The following is a 15,867-nucleotide window of genomic DNA, read 5'->3' on the forward strand; positions in this document are numbered from 1 at the left end:
TTCATTCTCTACGTTGACTCAAAGCGACCGAGACCATGACAGCGGACACCGCTATTTATATTCCGCCTTACAAGGCTGACGACCAGGATGTGGTCGTCGAACTGCACAACCGTTTTGGCGCCGACGCTTTCGTCGCCCAGGAAACCCGCACCGGCATGCCGGTCCTGTGGGTGAACCGCGCCCAGCTCAAAGATGTCCTCTCCTTCCTGCGCAACGTCGCCAAGCCGTACAGCATGCTGTTCGACCTGCATGGCGTCGACGAGCGCCTGCGTACCCAGCGCCGCGGCCTGCCGGCTGCCGACTTCAGCGTGTTCTACCACCTGCTGTCGGTCGAGCGTAACAGCGACGTGATGATCAAGGTGGCCTTGAGCGAAGGCGACCTGAACCTGCCGTCGGTCACCGGTATCTGGCCCAACGCCAACTGGTACGAGCGCGAAGTCTGGGACATGTTCGGCATCGACTTCGCCGGCCACCCGCACCTGTCGCGCATCCTCATGCCGCCGACCTGGGAAGGTCACCCGCTGCGCAAGGACTTCCCGGCGCGCGCCACCGAGTTCGACCCGTACAGCCTGAACCTGGCCAAGCAGCAGCTTGAAGAGGAATCGGCACGCTTCAACCCCGAAGCCTGGGGCATGAAGCGCCATGGCGCCAACGAGGACTACATGTTCCTCAACCTGGGCCCCAACCACCCTTCCGCCCACGGTGCCTTCCGGATCGTCCTGCAGCTGGACGGCGAAGAGATCGTCGACTGCGTCCCGGACATCGGCTACCACCACCGTGGTGCCGAGAAGATGGCCGAGCGCCAGTCCTGGCACAGCTTCATCCCCTACACCGACCGTATCGACTACCTCGGCGGGGTGATGAACAACCTGCCGTACGTGCTGGCCGTCGAGAAGCTGGCCGGCATCAAGGTGCCGCAGAAGGTCGACACCATTCGCGTCATGCTGGCCGAGTTCTTCCGGATCACCAGCCACCTGCTGTTCCTGGGCACCTACATCCAGGACGTCGGCGCCATGACTCCGGTGTTCTTCACCTTCACCGACCGCCAGCGTGCCTACACCGTGATCGAAGCGATCACCGGTTTCCGCCTGCACCCGGCCTGGTACCGCATCGGTGGCGTCGCCCACGACCTGCCGCGCGGCTGGGACAAGCTGGTCAAGGACTTCGTCGAATGGCTGCCCAAGCGCCTGGACGAGTACGAAAAGGCTGCGCTCAAGAACAGCATTCTCAAGGGTCGTACCATCGGCGTCGCCGCGTACAACACCCAGGAAGCGCTGTCGTGGGGTACCACCGGTGCCGGCCTGCGTGCCACCGGTTGCGACTTCGACCTGCGTAAAGCCCGCCCCTACTCCGGCTACGAGAACTTCGAGTTCGAAGTGCCGCTGGCCCACAACGGCGATGCCTACGATCGCTGCATGGTCCGCGTCGAGGAGATGCGCCAGAGTATCCGCATCATCGACCAGTGCCTGCGCAACATGCCGGAAGGCCCGTACAAGGCGGATCACCCGCTGACCACGCCGCCACCGAAAGAGCGCACCCTGCAGCACATCGAGACCCTGATCACCCACTTCCTGCAGGTCTCGTGGGGCCCGGTCATGCCGGCCAACGAGTCGTTCCAGATGATCGAGGCGACCAAGGGCATCAACAGTTACTACCTGACGAGCGATGGCGGCACCATGAGCTACCGCACCCGGATCCGTACCCCGAGCTACCCGCACCTGCAGCAGATCCCTTCGGTGATCAAAGGCAGCATGGTCGCGGACCTCATTGCGTACCTGGGCAGTATCGACTTCGTTATGGCTGACGTGGACCGCTAAGCATGAACAGCACGCTTATCCAAACCGACCGTTTCGTCCTGAGCGAAACCGAGCGCTCGGCCATCGAGCACGAGATGCACCACTACGAGGACCCGCGCGCGGCGTCCATCGAGGCCTTGAAGATCGTCCAGAAGGAGCGTGGCTGGGTGCCGGACGGCGCCATCTATGCCATCGGCGAAGTGCTCGGCATCCCGGCCAGCGATGTCGAAGGTGTGGCCACCTTCTACAGCCAGATCTTCCGCCAGCCGGTCGGCCGCCACATCATCCGTGTCTGCGACAGCATGGTCTGCTACATCGGCGGCCACGAGTCGGTGGTCAGCCAGATCCAGAGCGAGCTGGGCATCGGCCTGGGCCAGACCACGCCCGACGGGCGTTTCACCCTGCTGCCGGTGTGCTGCCTGGGCAACTGCGACAAGGCTCCGGCCCTGATGATCGACGACGACACCTTTGGCGACGTGCAGCCCGCCGGCGTTGCCAAATTGCTGGAGGGCTACGTATGACCATCACTTCCTTCGGCCCGGCCAACCGCATCGCGCGTTCGGCTGAAACCCACCCGCTGACCTGGCGCCTGCGAGACGATGGCGAGCCGATCTGGCTCGAGGAATACCAGGCCAAGAACGGCTATGCCGCCGCCCGCAAGGCGCTGGCGCAGATGTCCGCGGACGACATCGTGCAGAGCGTCAAGGACTCCGGCCTCAAAGGCCGTGGCGGCGCAGGCTTCCCCACTGGCGTGAAGTGGGGCCTGATGCCCAAGGACGAGTCCCTGAACATCCGCTACCTGCTGTGCAACGCGGACGAGATGGAGCCCAACACCTGGAAGGACCGCATGCTGATGGAGCAACAGCCCCATCTGCTGGTCGAGGGCATGCTGATCAGCGCCCGCGCCCTGAAGGCCTACCGCGGCTACATCTTCCTGCGTGGCGAATACACCACCGCGGCGAAGCACCTCAACCGCGCCATCGAGGAAGCCAAGGCCGCGGGCCTTCTGGGCAAGAACATCCTCGGCAGCGGCTTTGACTTCGAGTTGTTCGTGCACACCGGTGCCGGGCGCTACATCTGCGGTGAAGAAACCGCACTGATCAACTCCCTGGAAGGCCGCCGCGCCAACCCGCGCTCCAAGCCGCCCTTCCCTGCCGCCGTCGGCGTGTGGGGCAAGCCGACCTGTGTGAACAACGTCGAAACCCTGTGCAACGTCCCGGCCATCGTCGCCAACGGCAACGACTGGTACAAGTCGCTCGCCCGCGAAGGCAGCGAGGACCACGGCACCAAGCTGATGGGCTTCTCCGGCAAGGTGAAGAACCCGGGCCTGTGGGAACTGCCGTTCGGCGTCACTGCCCGCGAGCTGTTCGAGGACTACGCCGGCGGCATGCGCGACGGCTACAAGCTCAAGTGCTGGCAGCCTGGCGGCGCCGGTACCGGCTTCCTGCTGCCTGAGCACCTGGATGCGCAGATGTACGCCGGTGGCATCGCCAAGGTCGGCACCCGTATGGGTACAGGCCTGGCCATGGCGGTCGACGACAGCGTCAACATGGTCTCGCTGCTGCGCAACATGGAAGAGTTCTTCGCCCGTGAGTCCTGCGGCTGGTGCACCCCCTGCCGCGACGGCCTGCCCTGGAGCGTGAAAATGCTGCGCGCCTTGGAGAAAGGCCAGGGCCGCGCCGAAGACATCGAGACCCTGCTGGGTCTGGTCAACTTCCTCGGCCCAGGCCGCACCTTCTGTGCCCACGCACCGGGCGCCGTGGAGCCACTGGGCAGCGCCATCAAGTACTTCCGCTCGGAATTCGAGGCCGGTGTCGCCCCAGCCGCGGCTGGCGACGCCCTGCGCCCGAACCTGGCAAAGCCTATCCCGGCCGGGCCGGTCGTGGTCGGCGCATAACAAGATGAATCGCGGATGGCCCATGCCATCCGCCCGCCAGCAGGCTCGCCCAGGCGCGAGCCGCAGGCACACCGATTTCCATTAGCCACGCCCGCTCACGCGGGCCAACGAAGAACTTTGAACCATGGCCACTATCCACGTAGACGGCAAAGCGCTCGAAGTCAACGGTGCAGACAACCTGTTACAGGCCTGTCTGTCGCTCGGCCTCGACATCCCCTATTTCTGCTGGCATCCGGCGCTCGGTAGCGTCGGCGCCTGCCGGCAATGTGCGGTCAAGCAATACACCGACGAGAACGACACCCGTGGTCGTATCGTCATGTCCTGCATGACCCCTGCCTCCGACGGCACCTGGATCTCCATCGACGATGAAGAGTCCAAGGCGTTCCGCGCCAGCGTCGTCGAATGGCTGATGACCAACCACCCGCACGACTGCCCGGTGTGCGAGGAAGGCGGCCACTGCCACTTGCAGGACATGACGGTAATGACCGGCCACAACGAGCGCCGCTACCGTTTCACCAAGCGTACCCACCAGAACCAGGACCTCGGCCCGTTCATCGCTCACGAGATGAACCGCTGCATCGCCTGCTACCGCTGCGTGCGCTACTACAAGGACTACGCCGGCGGCACCGACCTGGGTGTCTATGGTGCCCACGACAACGTGTACTTCGGTCGCGTCGAGGATGGCGTGCTGGAGAGCGAATTCTCCGGCAACCTGACCGAGGTCTGCCCGACCGGTGTGTTCACCGACAAGACTCACTCCGAGCGCTACAACCGCAAGTGGGACATGCAGTTCGCCCCGAGCATCTGCCATGGCTGCTCCAGCGGCTGCAACATCAGCCCCGGTGAGCGCTACGGCGAACTGCGCCGCGTCGAGAACCGCTTCAACGGTTCGGTCAACCAGTATTTCCTGTGCGACCGCGGCCGCTTCGGCTATGGCTACGTCAACCGCACCGACCGCCCGCGCCAGCCACATCTGGCCGATGGCACCAAGCTGGGCCTGGATGCTGCCCTGGACAAGGCCGCCGACCTGCTGCGCGGCCGTACCATCGTCGGCATCGGCTCGCCGCGCGCGAGCCTCGAGAGCAACTACGGCCTGCGCGAGCTGGTCGGCGCCGATTACTTCTACTCGGGTATGGAAGCCGGCGAGCTGGCCCGCGTACGCCTGGTACTGGACGTGCTGAACAACAGCCCGCTGCCGGTCCCGACCCTGCGCGACATCGAAGACCACGACGCCGTGTTCGTGCTCGGTGAAGACCTGACCCAGACCGCCGCCCGCGTCGCCCTGGCCGTGCGCCAGGCCACCAAGGGCAAGGCCGAGGCCATGGCCGACGCCATGCGCGTACAGCCCTGGCTCGACGCCGCGGTGAAGAACATCGGCCAGCACGCGCTGTATCCGCTGTTCATCGCCAGCCTGGCTGAAACCAAGCTGGACGACGTCGCCGAGGAGTGCGTGCACGCCGCCCCTGCCGACCTCGCCCGCCTGGGCTTCGCCGTGGCCCACGCCATCGACCCGAGCGCGCCTGCCGTTGCCGGCCTGGACGACGAAGCCAAGGCCCTGGCCCAGCGCATCGCCGACGCCCTGGTCGCCGCCAACCGCCCATTGGTGGTCGCCGGTACTTCCCTGGCCGACCCTGCACTGATCGAAGCCGCCGCCAACATCGCCAAGGCCCTGAAGCTGCGCGAGAAGAACGGCTCGCTGAGCCTGGTCGTGCCTGAGGCCAACAGCCTCGGCATGGCCATGATGGGCGGTGAGTCCGTCGACGCCGCGCTGGACGCCGTCATCAGCGGCAAAGCCGACGCCATCGTGGTGCTGGAGAACGACCTGTACGCCCGCGTACCGGCCGCCAAGGTCGACGCAGCCCTGGCTGCGGCCAAAGTAGTGATCGTCGCCGACCACTCCAAGACCCCGACCGTCGACCGCGCCCACCTGGTGCTGCCGGCCGCCACCTTCGCCGAAGGCGACGGCACCCTGGTCAGCCAGGAAGGCCGTGCCCAGCGCTTCTTCCAGGTGTTCGACCCGCAGTACCTGGACAGCAGCATTCTGGTCCACGAAGGCTGGCGCTGGATGCACGCCCTGCGTGCCACCCTGCTGAACAAGCCGGTCGACTGGACCCAGCTCGACCAGGTCACCAGCGCCTGCGCCGAGGCCGCACCGCAGCTCGCCGGCATCGTCAATGCCGCGCCAAGCGCTGCGTTCCGCATCAAGGGCCTGAAGCTGGCGCGTGAACCGCTGCGCTACTCCGGCCGCACCGCCATGCGCGCCAACATCAGCGTGCACGAGCCGCGCACCCCGCAGGACAAGGACACCGCCTTCGCCTTCTCCATGGAAGGCTACTCGGGCAGCGCCGAGCCGCGCCAGCAGGTTCCGTTCGCCTGGTCCCCGGGCTGGAACTCGCCCCAGGCCTGGAACAAGTTCCAGGACGAGGTCGGTGGCCACCTGCGCGCCGGCGACCCGGGTGTACGCCTGATCGAGTCGCAGGGCGATCGCCTGAACTGGTTCACTGCCATCCCGGGCGCCTTCAACCCGGCCCGCGGTACCTGGACTGCCGTGCCGTTCTACCACCTGTTCGGCAGCGAGGAATCCTCCTCCCGTGCAGCCCCGGTACAAGAGCGCATCCCGGCCGCCTACGTGGCCCTGGCCAAGTCCGAGGCCGACCGCCTGGGCGTCAACGACGGTGCCCTGCTGAGCCTGAACGTGGCCGGCGTGTCGCTGCGCCTGCCGCTGCGCATCAATGAACAGCTGGGCGCAGGCCTGGTCGCCCTGCCGAAAGGCCTGGCCGGTATTCCGCCAGCCATCTTTGGCGCATCCGTCGAAGGCCTGCAGGAGGCAGCACAATGAGCTGGTTCACCCCCGAAGTGATCGATGTGATCCTCACCGTCGTCCGGGCCATCGTGGTCCTGCTGGCGGTGGTGGTCTGCGGCGCGCTGCTCAGCTTCGTCGAGCGCCGCCTGCTGGGCTGGTGGCAGGACCGCTACGGTCCGAACCGTGTCGGCCCGTTCGGCATGTTCCAGATCGCTGCCGACATGCTGAAGATGTTCTTCAAGGAAGACTGGAACCCGCCCTTCGTCGATCGCATGATCTTCACCCTGGCACCGGTGGTGGCCATGAGCGCCCTGCTGATCGCCTTCGTGATCATCCCGATCACCCCATTGTGGGGCGTGGCGGACCTGAACATCGGCCTGTTGTTCTTCTTCGCCATGGCGGGTCTGTCGGTGTACGCCGTGCTGTTCGCCGGCTGGTCGTCGAACAACAAGTACGCCCTGCTCGGCAGCCTGCGTGCCTCGGCCCAGACCGTGTCGTACGAAGTGTTCCTGGGCCTTGCGCTGATGGGCGTGGTGGTTCAGGCCGGCTCGTTCAACATGCGCGACATCGTCGACTACCAGGCGCAGAACCTGTGGTTCATCATTCCGCAGTTCTTCGGCTTCTGCACCTTCTTCATCGCTGGCGTCGCCGTGACCCACCGTCACCCGTTCGACCAGCCGGAAGCGGAACAGGAACTGGCCGACGGCTACCACATCGAATATGCCGGCATGAAATGGGGCATGTTCTTCGTCGGTGAGTACATCGGCATCATCCTGATCTCGGCGCTGCTGGTGACCCTGTTCTTCGGCGGCTGGCACGGCCCGTTCGGCCTGCTGCCACAGGTTCCGTTCCTGTGGTTCGCCCTCAAGACCGCGTTCTTCATCATGCTGTTCATCCTGCTGCGCGCTTCGATCCCGCGCCCACGCTATGACCAGGTGATGGACTTCAGCTGGAAGTTCTGCCTGCCGCTGACCCTGATCAATTTGCTGGTGACCGCTGCGATCGTGCTCTACAACACGCCAGCCGTCGCGGCCCAGTGAGGATTTGACCCATGTTCAAGTATATCGGCGACATCGTTAAGGGCACCGGCACCCAGCTGCGCAGCCTGGCCATGGTGTTCTCCCACGGGTTCCGCAAGCGCGACACCCTGCAATACCCCGAAGAGCCCGTGTACCTGCCGCCGCGCTATCGCGGCCGCATCGTCCTGACTCGAGACCCCGACGGCGAAGAGCGCTGCGTGGCCTGCAACCTCTGCGCGGTGGCCTGCCCGGTTGGCTGCATCTCGCTGCAGAAGGCCGAGACCGAGGACGGCCGCTGGTACCCGGAGTTCTTCCGCATCAACTTCTCGCGCTGCATCTTCTGCGGCCTGTGCGAGGAAGCGTGCCCGACCACCGCGATCCAGCTGACTCCGGATTTCGAAATGGCCGAGTTCAAGCGTCAGGACCTGGTGTACGAGAAGGAAGACCTCCTGATCTCCGGCCCCGGCAAGAACCCTGACTACAACTTCTACCGTGTTGCGGGTATGGCGATCGCTGGCAAGCCGAAAGGCGCTGCGCAGAACGAGGCCGAGCCGATCAACGTGAAGAGCTTGCTCCCATAAGGACAGAAAGATGGAATTCGCTTTCTACTTCGCATCCGGGATCGCCGTGGTCTCCACCCTTCGGGTGGTGACCGGCACCAACCCCGTGCACGCCCTGCTCTACCTGATCATTTCCCTGATCTCCGTGGCGATGATCTTCTTCTCCCTGGGTGCGCCGTTCGCCGGCGCCCTGGAAGTGATCGCCTATGCCGGCGCCATCATGGTGCTGTTCGTCTTCGTGGTGATGATGCTCAACCTCGGGCCGGCCTCGGTCGCCCAGGAACGTGGCTGGCTCAAGCCAGGCATCTGGGCGGGGCCTGTGGTCCTGGCTGCCCTGCTGCTGCTCGAGCTGCTCTACGTGCTGTTCGCCGAGCCAAGCGGCGCAGCCATCAGCGGTACCACCGTGGATGCCAAGGCCGTGGGCATCAGCCTGTTCGGCCCGTACCTGCTGGTGGTCGAACTGGCCTCGATGCTGCTGCTCGCCGCAGCCGTCACGGCCTTCCACCTGGGCCGCAACGAGGCGAAGGAGTAAATCATGGGTGCTATCCCTCTCGAGCACGGTCTGGCAGTCGCCGGTATTCTGTTCTGCCTCGGTCTGGTCGGCCTGATGGTCCGCCGCAACATCCTCTTCGTACTCATGAGCCTGGAAGTCATGATGAACGCCTCTGCCCTGGCGTTCATCGTCGCCGGTGCCCGTTGGGTCCAACCCGACGGCCAGGTGATGTTCATTCTGGTGATCAGCCTGGCAGCCGCCGAGGCCAGCATTGGCCTGGCGATCCTGCTGCAGCTGTATCGCCGCTTCCACACTCTCGACATCGATGCTGCCAGTGAGATGCGCGGATGAACCTTCTCTTCCTGACTTTCGTCTTCCCCCTGATCGGCTTCCTGCTGCTGTCGTTCTCCCGCGGGCGGTTCTCGGAGAACCTGTCCGCGCTGATCGGCGTCGGCTCTGTCGGCCTCTCGGCCGCCGTGGCCGCCTACGTGATCTGGCAGTTCAATGTCGCGCCGCCTGAAGGTGGCGCGTACAGCCAGCTGCTGTGGCAGTGGATGTCGGTGGACGGCTTCGCGCCGAACTTCACCCTTTACCTGGACGGCCTGTCGGTCACCATGCTCGGCGTGGTCACCGGTGTGGGCTTCCTGATCCACCTGTTCGCTTCCTGGTACATGCGCGGCGAAGCCGGTTACTCGCGCTTCTTCTCGTACACCAACCTGTTCATCGCCAGCATGCTGTTCCTGGTGCTGGGCGACAACCTGCTGTTCATCTACTTCGGCTGGGAAGGCGTGGGCCTGTGCTCGTACCTGTTGATCGGTTTCTACTACAGCAACCGCAACAACGGTAACGCGGCACTGAAGGCCTTCATCGTCACCCGTATCGGCGACGTGTTCATGGCCATCGGCCTGTTCATCCTGTTCGCCCAGCTCGGTACGCTGAACGTGCAGGAACTGCTGGTGCTGGCACCGCAGAAATTCCAGGCTGGCGACACCTGGATGATCCTGGCCACCCTGATGCTGCTCGGTGGTGCGGTCGGTAAATCGGCCCAGCTGCCGCTGCAGACCTGGCTGGCCGACGCAATGGCCGGCCCGACTCCGGTCTCCGCGCTGATCCACGCCGCCACCATGGTGACCGCGGGCGTCTACCTGATCGCCCGTACCCATGGCCTGTTCCTGCTGGCGCCGGACATCCTGCACCTGGTAGGCATCGTCGGTGGTGTGACCCTGGTCCTGGCCGGTTTCGCCGCGCTGGTGCAGACCGACATCAAGCGTATCCTCGCCTACTCGACCATGAGCCAGATCGGCTACATGTTCCTGGCCCTGGGCGTCGGTGCCTGGGAAGGCGCGATCTTCCACCTGATGACCCACGCCTTCTTCAAGGCCCTGCTGTTCCTTGCCTCCGGTGCGGTGATCGTCGCCTGCCACCACGAGCAGAACATCTTCAAGATGGGCGGGCTGTGGAAGAAGCTGCCGCTGGCCTACGCCAGCTTCGTGGTCGGTGGCGCCGCCCTGGCCGCCCTGCCGATCCTGACCGCCGGCTTCTATTCCAAGGACGAGATCCTCTGGGAAGCCTTCGCCAGCGGCCACACCGGCCTGCTGTACGCTGGCCTGGTCGGTGCGTTCATGACCTCGCTGTACACCTTCCGCCTGATCTTCATCGCCTTCCACGGCGAAGCGAAGACCGAGGCCCATGCCGGTCACGGGATTTCCCACTGGCTGCCGCTGGGCGTGCTGATCGTGCTGTCGACCTTCGTCGGCGCCTGGATCCACCCACCGCTGGCAGGTGTGCTGCCGCAGAGCGTCGGCCATGCCGGTGGCGAAGCCCAGCACTCGCTGGAAATCGTCTCCGGTGCCATCGCCATCGCCGGTATCCTGTTGGCCGCGGTGCTGTTCCTGGGCAAGCGTACCCTGGTCACGGCCATCGCAAACAGCGGCATCGGCCGCGTCCTGTCGGCCTGGTGGTTCGCTGCCTGGGGCTTCGACTGGATCTACGACAAGCTGTTCGTCAAACCTTACCTGCTGATCAGCCACCTCCTGCGCAAGGACCCGGTTGACCGCAGCATCGGCCTGATTCCTCGGATGGCTCGCGGCGGTCACGTCGCCATGAGCAAGACCGAGACCGGCCAGCTGCGTTGGTACACAGCCTCCATCGCCGTGGGTGCCGTACTGGTACTGGGCGCCGTGGTAGTGGCGGCGGTATGACTATGAACCTTGCGAACCTTGCGACTCTGCGAAAGGAAACGAACCCGTCATGATTCTGCCTTGGCTGATCCTGATTCCCTTCATCGGCGGCCTCCTGTGCTGGCTGGGTGAGCGCTTCGGCACCACCCTGCCCCGCTGGATCGCGCTGCTGACCATGTCCCTGCTGCTCGGCATCGGCCTGTGGCTGTGGGGTAACGGCGACTACACCCTGGCCCCGGCCCCGGGCGCCGAACCTGCCTGGACCCTCGAATACAAGGTCGAGTGGATCAAGCGCTTCGGCATCAGCATCCACCTGGCCCTCGATGGCCTGTCGCTGCTGATGATCCTGCTCACCGGCCTGCTGGGTGTGCTGTCGGTCCTGTGTTCCTGGAAAGAGATCCAGCGCCACGTCGGCTTCTTCCACCTCAACCTGATGTGGATTCTCGGTGGCGTGGTCGGTGTGTTCCTGGCCCTGGACCTGTTCCTGTTCTTCTTCTTCTGGGAAATGATGCTGGTGCCGATGTACTTCCTCATCGCGCTCTGGGGTCACAGCTCCGCGGATGGCAAGAAGACCCGGATCTACGCCGCGACCAAGTTCTTCATCTTCACCCAGGCCAGCGGCCTGATCATGCTGGTGGCGATCCTTGGCCTGGTGCTGGTGAACTACAACGCCACCGGCGTCATCACCTTCAACTACAGCGACCTGCTCAAGGCCGAGCTGCCAGCCGGCACCGAGTTCCTGCTGATGCTGGGCTTCTTCATCGCCTTCGCGGTGAAGCTGCCGGTGGTGCCGTTCCACTCCTGGCTGCCTGACGCTCACGCCCAGGCACCGACCGCAGGCTCCGTGGACCTGGCAGGTATTCTGCTGAAGACTGCGGCCTACGGCCTGCTGCGCTTCGCCCTGCCGCTGTTCCCGAACGCCTCGGCCGAGTTCGCGCCAATCGCCATGACCCTGGGCCTGATCGGCATCTTCTATGGTGCCTTCCTGGCCTTTGCGCAAACCGACATCAAGCGCCTGGTCGCATTCTCCAGCGTTTCGCATATGGGCTTCGTACTGATCGGCATCTACTCCGGCAGCCAGCAGGCCCTGCAAGGCGCCGTGATCCAGATGCTGGCCCACGGCCTGTCGGCCGCCGCGCTGTTCATCCTGGCCGGCCAGCTGTACGAGCGCCTGCACACCCGTGACATGCGCCAGATGGGCGGCCTGTGGCACCGCATCGCCTACCTGCCGGCGATCAGCCTGTTCTTCGCTGCTGCATCGCTGGGCCTGCCGGGTACCGGCAACTTCGTGGGCGAGTTCCTGATCCTGATCGGCAGCTTCGCCAGCGTACCGTGGATCACCGTGATCGCCACCACTGGCCTGGTCTTCGGTTCGGTCTACTCGCTGATCATGATCCACCGCGCCTACTTCGGCCCGGCCAAGGCCGATACCGTCCTGGCCGGCATGGACGGTCGCGAGCTGATCATGGTCCTGGGCCTGGCGGGCCTGCTGATCCTGCTGGGCGTGTACCCGCAGCCGTTCCTGGACACCTCTGCCGCCACCATGAGCGGTGTGCAGCAGTGGCTCGGTTCCGCTTTCACTCAACTCGCTTCGGCCCGGTAAGAGCGCTATGGAATTCACCACTCAACACTTCATCGCATTGGCGCCGATGCTCATCACCACCGTGACCACGGTGGTGGTGATGCTGGCGATCGCCTGGAAGCGCAATCACTCGCAGACCTTCCTGCTGTCCACCGTGGGCCTGAACCTGGCCCTGCTGTCGATCCTCCCGGCACTGAAGGTCGCGCCGCTGGCGGTCACCTCGCTGGTGACCATCGACAAGTTCGCCTGCCTGTACATGGCCCTGATCCTGGTGGCCACGCTCGCCTGCGTCACCCTTGCCCACGCCTACCTGGGCGAAGGTGCCAAGGGCTACCCGGGCAACCGTGAAGAGCTGTACCTGCTGCTGCTGATGTCTGCCCTGGGCGGCCTGGTGCTGGTCAGCGCCAACCACCTGGCCGGCCTGTTCATCGGCCTGGAGCTGCTGTCGGTACCCGTCTACGGCCTGGTGGCGTACGCCTTCTTCAACAAGCGTTCGCTGGAAGCCGGCATCAAGTACATGGTGCTCTCGGCCGCAGGCTCGGCCTTCCTGCTGTTCGGCATGGCCCTGCTGTACGCCGACGCCGGCAGCCTGACCTTCGACCAGATCGGCAAGGCCCTGGCCAGCACCAGCATGCCAAGCCTGCTGGCCCAGCTGGGCCTGGGCATGATGCTGGTCGGCCTGGCGTTCAAGCTGTCGCTGGTACCCTTCCATCTGTGGACCCCAGACGTGTACGAAGGTGCTCCGGCGCCGGTCGCCGCCTTCCTGGCCACGGCCAGCAAGGTCGCGGTATTCGCCGTGGTCGTGCGCCTGTTCATGCTCTCCCCCGCTGCCAGCAGCGGAGTGCTGAGCACCGTGCTGGCCGTGATCGCCGTCGCCTCGATCATCATCGGCAACTTGCTGGCGCTGACCCAGAGCAACCTCAAGCGCCTGCTCGGTTACTCGTCCATCGCCCACTTCGGCTACCTGGTCATCGCCCTGGTGGCGAGCAAGGGCCTGGCGACCGAGGCCATCGGTGTCTACCTGGTCACCTACGTGATCACCAGCCTGGGCGCCTTCGGCGTGATCACCCTGATGTCCTCGCCTTATGCCGGCCGTGACGCCGACGCCCTGTACGAGTACCGCGGCCTGTTCTGGCGCCGTCCGTACCTGACCGCGGTGCTGACCGTGATGATGCTGTCGCTGGCCGGTATCCCGCTGACCGCAGGCTTCATCGGCAAGTTCTACATCATCGCCACCGGCGTCGAATCGCACCTGTGGTGGTTGGTCGGCGCCCTGGTGATCGGTAGCGCCATCGGCGTCTATTACTACCTGCGCGTCATGGTCACCCTGTACCTGGTCGAACCGAACCTGCGTCGCCACGACGCCCCGCTGAAGTGGGAACAGCGCACCGGCGGCGTCATGCTGCTGGCCATCGCGATTCTTGCCTTCGTCTTGGGTGTGTACCCGCAGCCTCTGCTGGAAATGGTGCAACAAGCCGGCCTGCAACTGATCGGCTGATCACCCACCCAAAACAAAACACCCCGCTCATGCGGGGTGTTTTGTTTTGGAGTTCTTATTACGGTGCGCTGGCGATCACGCCGCACCGGAAGCAGTCGTAACGCTGCGGGCGGTCTTTCGTGGCCGCCCCGGATTATTGGCTGCCCGGCGCAACTCACCGCCCGCACTTGGAAGGTGGACATCCGGGTTCGGCATGCCGCTGGGAGACAACTCATGGGTCATCTCGAACTGGGCGCGGACCGACCAACCGCAGGCTTCGTTGACACATTGCAGGTAAGCGATCCGGAGAAAGACGTGACGCCCTTCACTGGTTCGGATCCGCATCTTGCCGCTGCAATGCGGGCATACCAGTTTGTAGCTACTCATAGGAGCCTCCCGCCGTCCTTCAGGGAAATCTTCGAACCGCTGAGCACCTTGAGGCAGCCCTGCACACTCATACTTAGCGCCTCGCACAGCCCTCGTAAGGAAATTCGACAGTTGCAGTAAGCATATGCCAATGCACCTATAAGTGTTTTCAACAAATTCATATTACTTACCATTCTATGCTGAGTGGAATCCTGCCAATGTAATGGGATGAACGTTGATCGCAGTGAAACAACAGCCATCACACGATACTCATATTGAGTAATACTTCCGCATCGCAACAACAGAGCCGGGCAGCCCTGCCCTCTTAGCTTATCGCGCCAGATCACTCCATAATCTTGCGTGGGAATTATCGTAGGCGCATACCCAAATATATGTAGTCCTTTTCATCGCAGCCATATTTCGTGCCATCCACGCTGAGTGAGATATCGCCAATATATTCATATTGCATACCTTTGCCTACAAATCTTATCACTACTCTTCCATGGTATTCACAATGAGTAAAACCTGCATTGCTGCGATATTGAATCGACTGAAGCTGATTGCTGGTTGCACAACCGACATCGAGCTTGCCAAAACGTTGGGGATCAGCCCGCAAACCCTGAGCAGTTGGAAAGTGCGTGGGCGCATCCCGTATTCACTGTGTGTCGCACTGGCCGAACAACATGATTTGTCACTGGACTGGTTATTGTTGGGCGATGGCAACCAGGCTCGAACACCCACAGCCCCACAGGCGGAGACCTCGACATCAGGCTGGGAGGCGGACCTGCTCGTGCAATTGAGGGAGCTGTCCGACCTGGACCTGCAAACCATTCGCGCGACCGTGCAGGACAAGCTGCGGATCTATCAGTTGGAACGTCGCCTTGAAGAGCTTGCAAGCCGTCCCGACAGTCATTGAACTAGCCTCCCTTGCGCCAGCGCCGGATGATGTCCTGCAGGTCCGCGTGGTCCACCCAGTGCATGACCTTGATGCTGATGGGAATGACAACCAGGGCTGCGACGAATGCGGCGACACCGCTGGACAGGGAGGGCACCAATGACAGCACGAACGGCGTGAAGAGGTAGCCAACGCCACCTGCCAATGCCAGGGCGACCATGCGTTGCCAGACCTTCAACCGATCATCGTTGCTCAGAATGCCCCAATGCCTTAGTCGACGTCGTGAGCTGCTGACCAGCCAGGCCCCCAGCATCGCGCCGAACATGGCATTGAGGTCCAGGCTGGTCGGCCCGCCAACCTCCTGGAGGTGCTCCAGGATCGGCAGGGCTGTCTCTAACATGTCATTCATGGGACACCTCCTTGCGTAATGGCGCGCCCAGAGCAACCTCGGTGACATGGCGAGCCAAGGCGCTGCGGGTACCCGCTTCCACCAGCCGCAGGTAACAGGTCGAAAGCGCCCTGCCCTGGTCGTGCCGGGCGACATCGATGAGCCGCCTGTAGCCACGCTCACGCAGGCACCGCCGCCATTGGGCGAATTCCTGCGCTGCCAGTTCAACGGATGCCCTGGCAGCGACTTCCAGTTGTGTATCGCTGATTTCAGGTGGAAGGTGCAGGCGGTTACGCAATACATCCAGTTCGATACGTGGCCAGAACAGATCGTGGCAAGCCAGGTAGCGCGAACCCTGGAGTTGGGAATCGTCCTCGGTAGTTGCTGAAGCGTTGCTGTTCATCGGCGGCC

The 15,867-nt window shown here is 63.8% G+C and carries 15 protein-coding genes; 12 read left to right on the forward strand and 3 right to left on the reverse strand.

Translation table 11 applies throughout. The features are described from left to right. The first annotated feature begins 35 nt into the window (after nt 1–35). From nuoC to nuoN, 11 genes are all read left to right on the forward strand, one after another. Nucleotides 36–1,817 carry an NADH-quinone oxidoreductase subunit C/D gene (gene nuoC, locus ACXHGZ_RS13040; protein ID WP_043209154.1) on the forward strand — a complete coding sequence of 594 codons (1,782 nt, stop codon included), beginning with the start codon at nt 36–38 and terminating at the stop codon, nt 1,815–1,817. Nucleotides 1,818–1,819: 2 nt separating this feature from the next. After that, nucleotides 1,820–2,317, forward strand: coding sequence for an NADH-quinone oxidoreductase subunit NuoE (gene nuoE / locus ACXHGZ_RS13045; protein WP_480460201.1), 498 nt, complete (start codon nt 1,820–1,822; stop codon nt 2,315–2,317). Then, on the forward strand, nt 2,314–3,693 hold the full coding sequence (gene nuoF, locus ACXHGZ_RS13050; RefSeq protein WP_224456245.1) for an NADH-quinone oxidoreductase subunit NuoF: 1,380 nt from the start codon (nt 2,314–2,316) through the stop codon (nt 3,691–3,693). Before nuoE ends, nuoF begins: the two co-directional genes overlap by 4 nt. Before the next feature lie 124 nt (nt 3,694–3,817). Then, nucleotides 3,818–6,532, forward strand: a complete 2,715-nt coding sequence (gene nuoG, locus ACXHGZ_RS13055) for an NADH-quinone oxidoreductase subunit NuoG (protein WP_480460202.1) — start codon at nt 3,818–3,820, stop codon at nt 6,530–6,532. Next, nucleotides 6,529–7,536, forward strand: coding sequence for an NADH-quinone oxidoreductase subunit NuoH (nuoH, locus tag ACXHGZ_RS13060; protein WP_084859172.1), 1,008 nt, complete (start codon nt 6,529–6,531; stop codon nt 7,534–7,536). Before nuoG ends, nuoH begins: the two co-directional genes overlap by 4 nt. Before the next feature lie 11 nt (nt 7,537–7,547). Next, a complete protein-coding gene (gene nuoI / locus ACXHGZ_RS13065; RefSeq protein ID WP_016488223.1) occupies nt 7,548–8,096 on the forward strand; it encodes an NADH-quinone oxidoreductase subunit NuoI in 549 nt (182 codons plus the stop codon). Nucleotides 8,097–8,106: 10 nt separating this feature from the next. Beyond that, on the forward strand, nt 8,107–8,607 hold the full coding sequence (nuoJ, locus tag ACXHGZ_RS13070; protein ID WP_224456246.1) for an NADH-quinone oxidoreductase subunit J: 501 nt from the start codon (nt 8,107–8,109) through the stop codon (nt 8,605–8,607). Nucleotides 8,608–8,610: 3 nt separating this feature from the next. Further along, nucleotides 8,611–8,919 (forward strand): NADH-quinone oxidoreductase subunit NuoK, encoded by a 309-nt coding sequence (nuoK, locus tag ACXHGZ_RS13075; RefSeq protein WP_008096201.1) that lies wholly within the window; start codon nt 8,611–8,613, stop codon nt 8,917–8,919. Next, nucleotides 8,916–10,769 (forward strand): NADH-quinone oxidoreductase subunit L, encoded by a 1,854-nt coding sequence (gene nuoL / locus ACXHGZ_RS13080; RefSeq protein WP_480460203.1) that lies wholly within the window; start codon nt 8,916–8,918, stop codon nt 10,767–10,769. The genes nuoK and nuoL overlap by 4 nt, the downstream gene beginning before the upstream one ends. A gap of 49 nt (nt 10,770–10,818) precedes the next feature. Beyond that, nucleotides 10,819–12,351: an NADH-quinone oxidoreductase subunit M gene (gene nuoM / locus ACXHGZ_RS13085; RefSeq protein WP_480460204.1), complete on the forward strand. Its 1,533-nt coding sequence runs from the start codon at nt 10,819–10,821 to the stop codon at nt 12,349–12,351. 7 nt (nt 12,352–12,358) lie between these two features. Then, nucleotides 12,359–13,828, forward strand: a complete 1,470-nt coding sequence (gene nuoN, locus ACXHGZ_RS13090; protein WP_084859178.1) for an NADH-quinone oxidoreductase subunit NuoN — start codon at nt 12,359–12,361, stop codon at nt 13,826–13,828. Between the two features lie 75 nt (nt 13,829–13,903). Here the strand turns inward: nuoN and ACXHGZ_RS13095 are convergent, their stop codons facing one another. Continuing rightward, complete coding sequence (locus tag ACXHGZ_RS13095) at nt 13,904–14,194, reverse strand: Ogr/Delta-like zinc finger protein (protein ID WP_480460205.1); 291 nt, start codon at nt 14,192–14,194, stop codon at nt 13,904–13,906. Nucleotides 14,195–14,687: 493 nt separating this feature from the next. On the opposite strand from ACXHGZ_RS13095, the gene ACXHGZ_RS13100 reads away from it, so the two are divergent. Then, a complete protein-coding gene (locus ACXHGZ_RS13100; protein ID WP_480460206.1) occupies nt 14,688–15,089 on the forward strand; it encodes a helix-turn-helix domain-containing protein in 402 nt (133 codons plus the stop codon). 1 nt (nt 15,090) lies between these two features. Here ACXHGZ_RS13100 and ACXHGZ_RS13105 read toward each other — a convergent pair whose 3' ends face one another. Both ACXHGZ_RS13105 and ACXHGZ_RS13110 read right to left on the reverse strand, forming a co-directional pair. Next, a complete protein-coding gene (locus tag ACXHGZ_RS13105) occupies nt 15,091–15,477 on the reverse strand; it encodes a putative holin (protein ID WP_480460207.1) in 387 nt (128 codons plus the stop codon). Further along, on the reverse strand, nt 15,470–15,859 hold the full coding sequence (locus tag ACXHGZ_RS13110; RefSeq protein WP_480460208.1) for a head completion/stabilization protein: 390 nt from the start codon (nt 15,857–15,859) through the stop codon (nt 15,470–15,472). The genes ACXHGZ_RS13105 and ACXHGZ_RS13110 overlap by 8 nt, the downstream gene beginning before the upstream one ends. Nucleotides 15,860–15,867 lie beyond the last annotated feature (8 nt).

The organism is Pseudomonas shiyinii, assembly GCF_056725765.1.

What these genes read in the sequence shown, in the direction of transcription:
- nuoL (WP_480460203.1), top strand. Translation starts at nt 8,916, where the DNA reads ATGAACCTTCTCTTCCTGACTTTCGTCTTCCCCCTGATCGGCTTCCTG.
- nuoI (WP_016488223.1), top strand. Translation starts at nt 7,548, where the DNA reads ATGTTCAAGTATATCGGCGACATCGTTAAGGGCACCGGCACCCAGCTG.
- nuoH (WP_084859172.1), top strand. Translation starts at nt 6,529, where the DNA reads ATGAGCTGGTTCACCCCCGAAGTGATCGATGTGATCCTCACCGTCGTC.
- ACXHGZ_RS13105 (WP_480460207.1), bottom strand. Translation starts at nt 15,477, where the DNA reads ATGAATGACATGTTAGAGACAGCCCTGCCGATCCTGGAGCACCTCCAG.
- nuoN (WP_084859178.1), top strand. Translation starts at nt 12,359, where the DNA reads ATGGAATTCACCACTCAACACTTCATCGCATTGGCGCCGATGCTCATC.
- ACXHGZ_RS13095 (WP_480460205.1), bottom strand. Translation starts at nt 14,194, where the DNA reads ATGAGTAGCTACAAACTGGTATGCCCGCATTGCAGCGGCAAGATGCGG.
- nuoM (WP_480460204.1), top strand. Translation starts at nt 10,819, where the DNA reads ATGATTCTGCCTTGGCTGATCCTGATTCCCTTCATCGGCGGCCTCCTG.
- nuoJ (WP_224456246.1), top strand. Translation starts at nt 8,107, where the DNA reads ATGGAATTCGCTTTCTACTTCGCATCCGGGATCGCCGTGGTCTCCACC.
- nuoK (WP_008096201.1), top strand. Translation starts at nt 8,611, where the DNA reads ATGGGTGCTATCCCTCTCGAGCACGGTCTGGCAGTCGCCGGTATTCTG.
- nuoF (WP_224456245.1), top strand. Translation starts at nt 2,314, where the DNA reads ATGACCATCACTTCCTTCGGCCCGGCCAACCGCATCGCGCGTTCGGCT.
- ACXHGZ_RS13110 (WP_480460208.1), bottom strand. Translation starts at nt 15,859, where the DNA reads ATGAACAGCAACGCTTCAGCAACTACCGAGGACGATTCCCAACTCCAG.
- nuoG (WP_480460202.1), top strand. Translation starts at nt 3,818, where the DNA reads ATGGCCACTATCCACGTAGACGGCAAAGCGCTCGAAGTCAACGGTGCA.
- nuoC (WP_043209154.1), top strand. Translation starts at nt 36, where the DNA reads ATGACAGCGGACACCGCTATTTATATTCCGCCTTACAAGGCTGACGAC.
- ACXHGZ_RS13100 (WP_480460206.1), top strand. Translation starts at nt 14,688, where the DNA reads ATGAGTAAAACCTGCATTGCTGCGATATTGAATCGACTGAAGCTGATT.
- nuoE (WP_480460201.1), top strand. Translation starts at nt 1,820, where the DNA reads ATGAACAGCACGCTTATCCAAACCGACCGTTTCGTCCTGAGCGAAACC.